Source organism: Paenibacillus sp. J31R122, from assembly GCF_056269185.1.
The window spans coordinates 306,120-315,634 of sequence record NZ_JBWDNM010000008.1 but is presented as its reverse complement, the minus strand read 5'-3'; the positions used below and the strand labels follow the sequence as shown (position 1 = coordinate 315,634).

Annotated in this window: 8 protein-coding genes; 3 read left to right on the top strand and 5 right to left on the bottom strand. The window is 41.5% G+C overall.

Translation table 11 applies throughout. The features are described 5' to 3' along the window. The first annotated feature begins 372 nt into the window (after nucleotides 1–372). The gene (glsA, locus tag AC0YN7_RS15865) at nucleotides 373–1,314 is read left to right on the top strand and encodes a glutaminase A (RefSeq protein ID WP_475810979.1); all 942 of its coding nucleotides are present in this window, start codon (nucleotides 373–375) and stop codon (nucleotides 1,312–1,314) included. A gap of 80 nt (nucleotides 1,315–1,394) precedes the next feature. On the opposite strand, the gene AC0YN7_RS15860 is transcribed toward glsA, so the two are convergent. The 3 genes from AC0YN7_RS15860 to AC0YN7_RS15850 form a co-directional block, all read right to left on the bottom strand. After that, nucleotides 1,395–1,961, bottom strand: coding sequence for a YkvA family protein (locus tag AC0YN7_RS15860; RefSeq protein WP_475810978.1), 567 nt, complete (start codon nucleotides 1,959–1,961; stop codon nucleotides 1,395–1,397). Between the two features lie 81 nt (nucleotides 1,962–2,042). Then, nucleotides 2,043–3,899, bottom strand: a complete 1,857-nt coding sequence (locus tag AC0YN7_RS15855) for an ABC transporter ATP-binding protein (RefSeq protein ID WP_475810977.1) — start codon at nucleotides 3,897–3,899, stop codon at nucleotides 2,043–2,045. Further along, nucleotides 3,892–5,622 carry an ABC transporter ATP-binding protein gene (locus tag AC0YN7_RS15850; protein ID WP_475810976.1) on the bottom strand — a complete coding sequence of 577 codons (1,731 nt, stop codon included), beginning with the start codon at nucleotides 5,620–5,622 and terminating at the stop codon, nucleotides 3,892–3,894. The genes AC0YN7_RS15855 and AC0YN7_RS15850 overlap by 8 nt, the downstream gene beginning before the upstream one ends. 190 nt (nucleotides 5,623–5,812) lie before the next feature. Here AC0YN7_RS15850 and AC0YN7_RS15845 point away from each other — a divergent pair, with 190 nt between their 5' ends. Then, complete coding sequence (locus AC0YN7_RS15845) at nucleotides 5,813–6,703, top strand: sensor domain-containing diguanylate cyclase (protein WP_475810975.1); 891 nt, start codon at nucleotides 5,813–5,815, stop codon at nucleotides 6,701–6,703. Between the two features lie 104 nt (nucleotides 6,704–6,807). Continuing rightward, nucleotides 6,808–8,259, top strand: a complete 1,452-nt coding sequence (locus tag AC0YN7_RS15840) for a SpoVR family protein (RefSeq protein WP_475810974.1) — start codon at nucleotides 6,808–6,810, stop codon at nucleotides 8,257–8,259. A gap of 323 nt (nucleotides 8,260–8,582) precedes the next feature. On the opposite strand, the gene AC0YN7_RS15835 is transcribed toward AC0YN7_RS15840, so the two are convergent. After that, on the bottom strand, nucleotides 8,583–9,332 hold the full coding sequence (locus AC0YN7_RS15835) for a phospholipase D-like domain-containing protein (RefSeq protein ID WP_475810973.1): 750 nt from the start codon (nucleotides 9,330–9,332) through the stop codon (nucleotides 8,583–8,585). After that, nucleotides 9,317–9,493 carry a hypothetical protein gene (locus AC0YN7_RS15830; RefSeq protein ID WP_475810972.1) on the bottom strand — a complete coding sequence of 59 codons (177 nt, stop codon included), beginning with the start codon at nucleotides 9,491–9,493 and terminating at the stop codon, nucleotides 9,317–9,319. Before AC0YN7_RS15830 ends, AC0YN7_RS15835 begins: the two co-directional genes overlap by 16 nt. Nucleotides 9,494–9,515: the final 22 nt, after the last annotated feature.

The window sequence follows — 9,515 nt, the reverse complement described above, 5'->3', positions numbered from 1 at the left end:
CTCCAAATTGGTGTTTGACTTGCTCATTACTTTTTATCGCTTTTTCTAATGATCCGTTAGGATCGTTAGGGCAGTTTAATACTCGTTGTTCAGTTTTCAAAGAGCAATCTTGTCTTTCGTGTTTTGCTTGCCGTCCGCGTTTATCTCTCGGCCGGAATTAGAATATATCATGTATACTTCTATTTGGTCAAGCATTTATTTAAAAAAGTTTTATAATTATTAAAAACGCATATTTATAAGTGCAAAACATTCAAACGATAACTGTATATTATCGCAAACAATATCTTTTAATCAACCTTTCTATTGTTATAAACTAATAGCATACATCCAAATATTCTTAAGAAAACACTTTATGAAGGAGGTAGAAATGTAATGTCTTCAATGGAAATAAACCGTATCCGCTCACTTCTACCTTCCTTGCTCGAAACGAGCCGTCAACAATGTAAGCATGGTATGGTTGCATCTTACATACCCGAATTGTCTAAATCGCCGATCGAGGCATTAGGCATCCATATTCTAGATGCAGATGGTGATTCCATCTCTGCTGGTGATTACGGCCTGCCATTTACGATGCAAAGCATCTCGAAAGTATTTACTCTCATATTGGCTTTAATGGACAATGGCGAGGAAGCGGTATTTGACAAAGTAGGCATGGAACCAACCGGTGATAACTTTAATTCGATGCTTAAGCTCGAGCTTGTACAGCCCGGAATCCCTTTTAATCCACTTATCAACGCAGGTGCGATAGCTATTTCTTCCTTAATCACCGGCGACAGTCCCGACAATAAATCTGTTCGAGTATTAGACTTTTTCCGTTCTATTTCTGGGAATGACATGCTGAATTATGATCTGGATGTTTATCGTTCAGAATCGGAGACAGCTAATCTTAATCGATCGATGGCTTATTTTCTAAAAGATAACGGCGTTCTTGCTGGACAGGTTGAGGATGTTCTTGAGGTTTATTTCCGCCATTGCTCCATTAATGTCACTTGTGCTGATCTTGCGCAGATGGCTTTAGTACTTGCACACAATGGCGTCAACCCAGCGACGGGACAATCTCTCATTCCGCGCCGCTATGTCCAGATCGCCAAAACCTTTATGACAACCTGCGGCATGTACAACGCATCCGGTGAATTTGCTATCCAAGTCGGGCTGCCCGCAAAGAGCGGAGTTTCCGGTGGGATTTTAACCATGGTTCCTGGACGTTACGGCATCGGCATAGTCGGCCCTTCTCTTAACCGTAAAGGAAATAGCATAGCAGGCGTTGCTCTTCTGGAGTCGCTATCTCGTGATTTTGATTGGAGTTTATTTTAAATATCGACTATTACAATTAATAAGGGGCTGTCCACATGAGTCATCGACTCCGGGCAGCCCCTCTTTTCACTTCGCGCAGCTTAAAGCTTTTGATCGACTAGCTTAATATCTTTACTCAATACAAAAAACTGTTCAGCCTTATCTCGATGTTCATCGGTTATTTGTCCGCTTAGTGCCTTATAGGCAATGAATACCGCGGTCGCATCATCAACGAACCCGGCTACTGGCAAGAAATCGGGAAGGAAATCTAATGGCATGATCCAGTAAGCTAATGCTCCTACTGCAGTTACTTTAGCCTTTATCGGTGTTTTCGGATCAATAGAGCAGTAGTAGAGTGTAACAACTTCTTTAGCAAAAGGAACTTTCGCCGCGTACCGTTTTACCTTCGCCCAAAAACCTTCATTCACATATTTGGTTTGCTTATCATGGTCTCCGATTTTCTGAATCCACTTATTTATATCCAAATCCTTCGGCTCAACACTCTGAACGTTTGAGTTTAAGGAAGCTTCAATTTCGTTTTCAGATACTTCGTAGGGAACGGCTTCTTCTATAAGCTTATCTCCACAAGCTGAGCATTTTGCTTCAAACAGCTTGTCCACATGAACATCATTGTTACTTCCACAGTTTGTACATACAATGGTTGTCATGCTCCCACCTCCTTCGTCATATTCATTTATACTCCATTGCCATTCGAATAGTTTCAACCTTCTTCGCTAATAAAATGCATGTTACTCCTCGTTCAACAAAACAGGATCTAATTGCCCATTAAACAGTTTGCTATAAAAACCTTGCTCATTAAGCAACTCTGCATGCGAGCCTTTTTCTGTAATCGTGCCGTTTTGCAATACAATGATCTGGTCAGCCTGCTGAATGGTATTCAGTCGATGAGCAATAACAAAGCTTGTACGGCCTTCCATCAATCGATTTAATGCTTCTTGAATTTTAATTTCAGTCACTGTATCGATGCTGCTGGTTGCCTCATCAAGCACAAGTATAGAAGGATTAGCCAAAATAGCTCTTGCAATAGCGAGCAGTTGCTTCTGCCCTTGGCTTATTCCGCTCCCATCAGCTTTAAGCACGGAATCGTAGCCGCCCCGTAATCGAACGATATAAGAATGGGCATTCGCCAGCTTTGCTGCTTGCTCCACCTCAACATCCGTTGCGTCTAATTTGCCGTAACGAATATTTTCACGAATAGTCCCTTCAAACAAGAAAGGATCCTGCAGTACAAAGGCCATATGTGATCGCAGGTTCTCACGTTTTATCGTACGGCTATCATGACCGTCAATCATGATTCGACCGCTTTCCACATCATAAAACCTGCATAACAGCTGAATTAGTGTCGACTTGCCCGCTCCTGTTGGACCAACAAATGCTACTGTCTCACCAGGCATCGCCGTAAAGCTAACATGACTTAGCGTTGAAGAACGTCCGTCATAAGAGAAGGTCACGTCTTCAAATACGACAGCGCCTCTCACCTTAGTCAGCTCGATAGCAGCTGACTCATCCTTGCTCTCTTCTTCCTCACCAAGTACATCGAACACACGCTCAGCTCCTGCTACCGCGGATAACAGAGTATTCCATTGATTGGCTAAATCATTAAGCGGCCTTGTGAATTGCCTTGAATACTCCGCAAAAATAACGATAACACCTACTGACAGAGCTCCATTTAATACGAAAATAGCTCCTACACCAGCTATAATTGCGAAGCTCAAATTATTTAATGCATTCATGAGCTTCGGAATAAAGCCTGATATCGTCTGTGCCCAAAAGCCGGATACGCGAATGCGCTCGTTGCGTAAACGAAACTCTTCAATAACCGTTTTCTCCTGTGAAAAAGCCTTAACAATCCGCTGTCCGGATAAGGTCTCTTCAATATAACCGTTCAGATCGCCTAGATTGTGCTGTTGTGCTTTGAATAATCGACCGGTTTGCTTCGTAATCCATTTCATACCAAACACCATAACCGGAACAACTAGAAAAGTTAGCAAAGTAAGTAGAGGACTAAGTGACAGCATGACGGTTACTGTACCAACTAGCATAAGCATACTCGAAAACACTTGAATCACTGAGCTGTTTAATGAGGAGCTTACATTATCAATATCATTTGTAACACGGCTCATAAGTTCACCGTGCTGACGCTTACTGAAATAGGGAATAGGAAGCCGATGCAAATGCTCGAACAGTTGTAGGCGCATTCGATATACCGTCTGCTGTGATATCGTAATCATCCATATGCTTTGCAGCCACATCGTAATCGAATGAAGAACATAGACAATAGCCATCCCGGCTAGAAAGACAATAAATCCGCTATCACGATTAATTAAAAAATGATCAATCGCCGTTCCTGCTAAGTAAGGGCCCAATAACGAAAATGCTGAGCTGAGCAGTACCATCACGATGACCGCCGCAAGCCTGCCTTTATACTCGGTAAGATACCCCCACATCTGCTTCAATGTACGTGATGTATTTTGAGCTCTAGGCTTACGCTTTGATTTAGATGTGGTAGCATTAGTATCATACATATTAGTCTCTGTCCGCTCAGCCCTCGGATAAACGAAAGGATCTTTCCATTGATTAAGCATGGAACACACCTTCCTTCCCAAACTGCGACTTAAAAATTTGCCGATACAAAGTCGATTCCCGTAACAATTGCTCATGCGTGCCATGTGCGATCAACTTGCCATCATCCAACAGCAATATCCGGTCTGCTCCTATAGTTGTGCTTATTTTCTGGGTAATTAGAAAGGTTGTGCAATTCATTTGTCTAATCGCTAGCATTAAAGCTGCTTCAGTCTGCAAATCTAGAGCACTAGTACTATCATCTAACAGTAAAATAACCGGTTTACGTATAAGTGCGCGCGCTATCGTCAGACGCTGCTTCTGTCCGCCTGACAAATTTACACCTTTCTGTCCGACAATGGATTCATATTGGTCTGGAAGCTTCATAATCGTATCATGAATTTGCGCCAGCTTTGCCGCTTCTATCACTTCTTCAAAAGTGGCATTCTCTTTGCCCCACCTAATATTTTGCTCGACTGTACCTGTAAATAGCATTGTCTCTTGAGGAACATAACCGATATGCCTTCGTAACTGGTCAAGCTTAAATGCTCGGTTATCTGTACCGTCAACACTTACCGTTCCCCCATTGACATCATATAACCTCGGAATAAGCTGAATTAACGAAGACTTCCCTGATCCCGTAGCTCCCATAATAGCGATTGTCTCACCAGAATTTGCTTGAAATGATATATCATCTAAAACATGCTCTTGCGTATCTGGATATTGGAAGGATACCTGGTCAAAGGATACAAATCCATGACGAAGCTCTACCGCTTCATCACTTTCCTTCGCGTCCTCCAGATCGATAGCTGTAAGCAATACCTCTTCAATCCGCTGTGCCGACGCGCGCGCGCGTGAGAAGTTGACTATGATCATTGACATGATCGACAATGCCGCAGTTGTTCTTGTGGCATAGTTAACGATCGCCACAACCTCGCCCACGCTGGCTCCGTTCGTATCAAGCTCGAAACGCCCGAACCATAATACAGCCATAACGCACGTATTCATAACGAGCAAGATGATCGGCATCGTCGCTTCCGTCAGCCTCAGGGCTGCGACGGTACGGTCCTTCAATTGTCCGCTAGACTGCGAGAATCGTTTGGATTCGTGCTTCATTCGTACGAAAACTCTAACGATTCGCATCCCGATTAAATTTTGCTGCATGACGCCGTTAACCTGATCGAGCTGTTCTTGTACGGCCTGGAACAATCTCGAGCCTTTCTTTAGCACCCAGATCAGAAATACACCAAGAAACGGTACAGCTGCAGTCAGCCAGATGGCAAGCTTCGGATTGATAATAAAAGCCATACAGATACTGCCAATAACAAGTAATGGAGCACGCATCATAATGCGCAAGCCCATAAACACTGTATTTTGAAGCTGCATGACGTCATTTGTAAGTCTTGTAATTAGCGACGCCTCTGGAAAACGATTATAATTTGCGAATGAGAACGACTGGACCTTTTCATACAAACGCTCTCTTATGTCAAAGCCAAAGCTTTGACTAACATGGGAGGAGTAGAAGGAGCTTAAAATACCTACAACAAATGCAAATAGTGAACAGCCAATTAGTACGCTGCCCCAGCCCGCTACGATCGACACGTTGTTCCGACTGATTCCATCATCTATAATTTTCGAAATTATAAAAGGCTGCAGCAGCTCTACCATAAGCTCCATAAGCATGAGCATCAATGCAATACTAGCTGTGAATCGATATTTTTTTAGAAAAGAAAACATTGTGAGCATCGCATTTCCTCCGAGTGGTCTTTGGTCATATTATATCTGCTTTGGTCGGAAATGGCATTTTAAAATAATAACTAGTTCAAATTTCCTAAAAAATCTTAATTAATGATTGAGTTCATTCTCTTTTTAGAATACTATGGAACTATTAGCTTATAATTTATTTGCTTCAACACTACGGCAGGAGTTGAGTAACATGAGCAGCCATATACGCTCACTGGAAGATGCAGCCGGACATATAATTGATGTACTCAAAAACTTCCTAAAATTGAATACGATATTTTTAACAGTAAATGACGGATCTTTTAATCGTGTCTTAAAGGTACTTAATCACCAGGAAGATCTAATTAATATCGGCACCCCAGAGCTTCAGTACTACTGCAACCTCGTATATAATCAATCAAATTCCCTTCTTATTATTCCAAACATCTTAGAGGACAATCGGACCACCGCTTTACCCAATCGTGATCAGCTTGGAGCATGCTCCTTTGTGGGTATAGCCATCGAAACATTGGACAAGTCATCATTCGGCACAATTTGCCTTATGGACCGAGAACCCATTCAATTAGATGAGAATCAGCTTGCATTTATGAAATCCATGGCTACATTTTTTGGATATATCATTGAGCTTGAGAATGATAGCGTTACAGATAGCTTAACCGGACTGTATAACCGACATTATTTGAAGCATTTACATCAGAGCGGATCAGACAAGCAATTTAGTGTAATGTTCATAGATATTGATGACTTCAAAGATGTTAATGATTCTTTTGGGCATGATTTTGGTGATCTGCTATTGCATGATATTGCTGCAAGGCTTAAACATAACGTGAGAAAATCTGATATTTTGATCCGATACGGCGGAGATGAGTTCCTCATATGCTTTCAACATCTAGTTGACAATCAGGATATCCAGTTCGTTACAGGAAAAATTAAAGATTCCTTCATTGACCCCTTTATCATTAATGGTGAAACGATCACTATTAAAGCGAGCATTGGAATAAGTACTACCCCTGGATTCAGCTCAAGTCTGAAAGAACTAATCAAAGATGCGGATAATGCCATGTACGATATAAAAAATAAATAACTGATTAGATTTGAAACATGATCTCTTCCGTGCTTTGTCATAACCTTTGCCATCCAATCATACATATGATATGAATCGTATTTGCAAATACGGAGGGATGACAGATGAACCAGGATGAGATTCGCGCATTGGAGCGATCCATCGATGAAATAACAGAAATTGCACAAGGCTTTGGACTCGACTTTTACCAAATGCGGTATGAGATCTGTCCTGCAGATATTATTTACACCTTCGGTGCTTATGGTATGCCCACTCGCTTTAGTCATTGGAGCTTTGGAAAAACGTTTAATAAAATGAAGATGCAATACGACTTTGGCTTAAGCAAAATTTACGAGCTAGTCATTAATTCGAACCCCTGCTACGCTTTTCTGCTTGAAGGCAATTCACTTATCCAGAATAAGCTGATCGTCGCACACGTACTCGCGCATTGTGATTTCTTCAAAAATAACTCCCGCTTCAGTGTAACGAACCGCAACATGGTCGAGAGCATGTCCGCTACCGCGGATCGCATCCATCAATATGAGATGGATCATGGCACAGAAGCTGTTGAGAAATTTATTGATGCTGTACTTTCCATTCAGGAGCATGTGGACCCGACATTAATTAAACCTTACCAGCTTGATAAAGCGCGTTATATCGAGATGGCTCGCAAAGAAACGGAGCGTTCCTCCAAAATAACCCCACCACTTCCTTCGGTGTATGAGGATTTGTGGAACTTAGAGCCAAACCCCGATGCTGAAGCCGAGGAGGCTGCTCTTGCTGCCGAGCTTAAACGATTCCCTCCGAAGCCGGAGAAAGACCTCATCTGGTTTATTGAGGAATATTCGTCTGTATTAGAGGATTGGCAACGAGATATTTTGACGATGCTGCGTGACGAAATGCTCTACTTCTGGCCGCAAATCGAAACCAAGATCATGAACGAGGGGTGGGCTTCCTATTGGCATCAACGCATCATTCGAGAGCTTGATCTCACAAGTGACGAGACGATTGAATTTGCCAGTCTCAACTCTTCGGTTGTGCAGCCATCGCGCCATAGCTTAAATCCGTATTATTTAGGTTTGAAAATATTTGAGGATATCGAGAAGCGCTGGGATAATCCAACGAAAGAGGAGCAGGAGCGTTTCGGCCGTCAGCCTGGCAAAGGAAGAGAGAAAATGTTCGAGGTCAGGGAAAATGATTCCGATATCTCCTTTCTCCGCAACTATTTAACGAAGCCTCTAGTTGATGATCTTGATCTCTATATTTTCGAGAAGAAAGGTCCCGAGTGGAAAATTACCGATAAATCATGGGAGAACATCCGCGAGCAGCTCGTATATTCCAAGGTAAACGGCGGTTTCCCAAGCCTTATGGTGAAAGACGGCGACTTCAACCGCGCTGGAGAGTTGTACTTAATCCATCAATACGAGGGTACGGAATTGGATTTAAAATATGTGGAGCGGACTCTTCCTTACGTCGTGCAGCTTTGGGGCAAGAACGTCCATCTTGAGACGATGGTTGAGGATAAGAAAATTGTGTTTAGCTGTGATGGGAAGAAGACGAGCAGGAAGTTTGTTTAGTTAAATATATAAGTGGATCCATATGAAAAGACACCTCACAGGTGTCTTTTTTTGTATAGAATTTATAGTTTACGCTTATATAAATCTACTTATCTATCTTTGTGGCCGCTGAGGACCGTCACAGCCGGCACCGAGCTTTTACTATTGTTCCTAAGGAAAACCTGAAACTGCAGGTTTTTCATTCTATTGGGAGGTTTCGGGTGAAAAACCTACATATTTGCAACTTTGCAAACCGTGTTCCCCCACGAGAACCGGCTAGAACTCAATCATCTTAGACATTGCTTGACTAACCTGATATATGGGAACTGGTAAGAATTTGTACATTACTCTGCGTTGTGAACCTTAGTAAACTTAACACTAAGAATTCCATTTAGTTTATTATTAGCAATCACAATTACTTCATTTTTGATTTTCAGTGTAATGTTTTGTGCATCATCAATATATAATCGAAATTGCCAATCTTCGCGTTTATCTGTTGAATATTTGCTCGTTAAGAATTTCCTGAATTTATTAAAAGGGATGTTAAGTGTTGCATGAGGCGTTTGTTTTTCACCGCCTAATTTTAAAACAATGCCTTTCTTTTCCTTTTTGATTTTATTTCCAGTCGTTTTTGATAATGTAAACCTAAAGTGATATTCAAACCCTTTAGGCGGATTTTGATAATCTGAATACATTGAGAACTCCTGAGTTGAATAGTTGATAACAATTGAGTTCATAAGTTTCTGATATTGCTTTAGATAAGTTGCTTTATACTTTTCAACGTCAATTTTCCAATCTCCATTTAAGTCAAGTATATCTGAATTGGTTATGTAACGTGAGTTGATATGATCTCGATCTCTCTTACTTGTCTCGATCATGATCATATCCTCTACATTCCCCTTTACGGATGACTCAGACAATTCCCAGCCATTGGAGGTGAAATTAGCAGAGCCTATATACGCATTCTTCTCATCAAGTAAATAAATCTTGGCATGCAGATTTGGTAAACACCGTATTTCAAACCCTATCTGCCTAAGCATTTCCAAAGCCTTTATATCCACACTGCCTGTCACATACTCTATACCAGGTGGCACTGTGACAAGACATCTTTTTTTACTGTAGCAGGAAGAGCCTTTGTTAATTCCATAACAGCTGGCAAAGTAACATAAGGTGAGATAATTGTGATGGAACGGGTACAATTTTTTATTTGATCAATAATAGAGCTTTTAAAATTACTTCCTAATAATTGACTCATTGATACTAGCCTCCATGCAAAG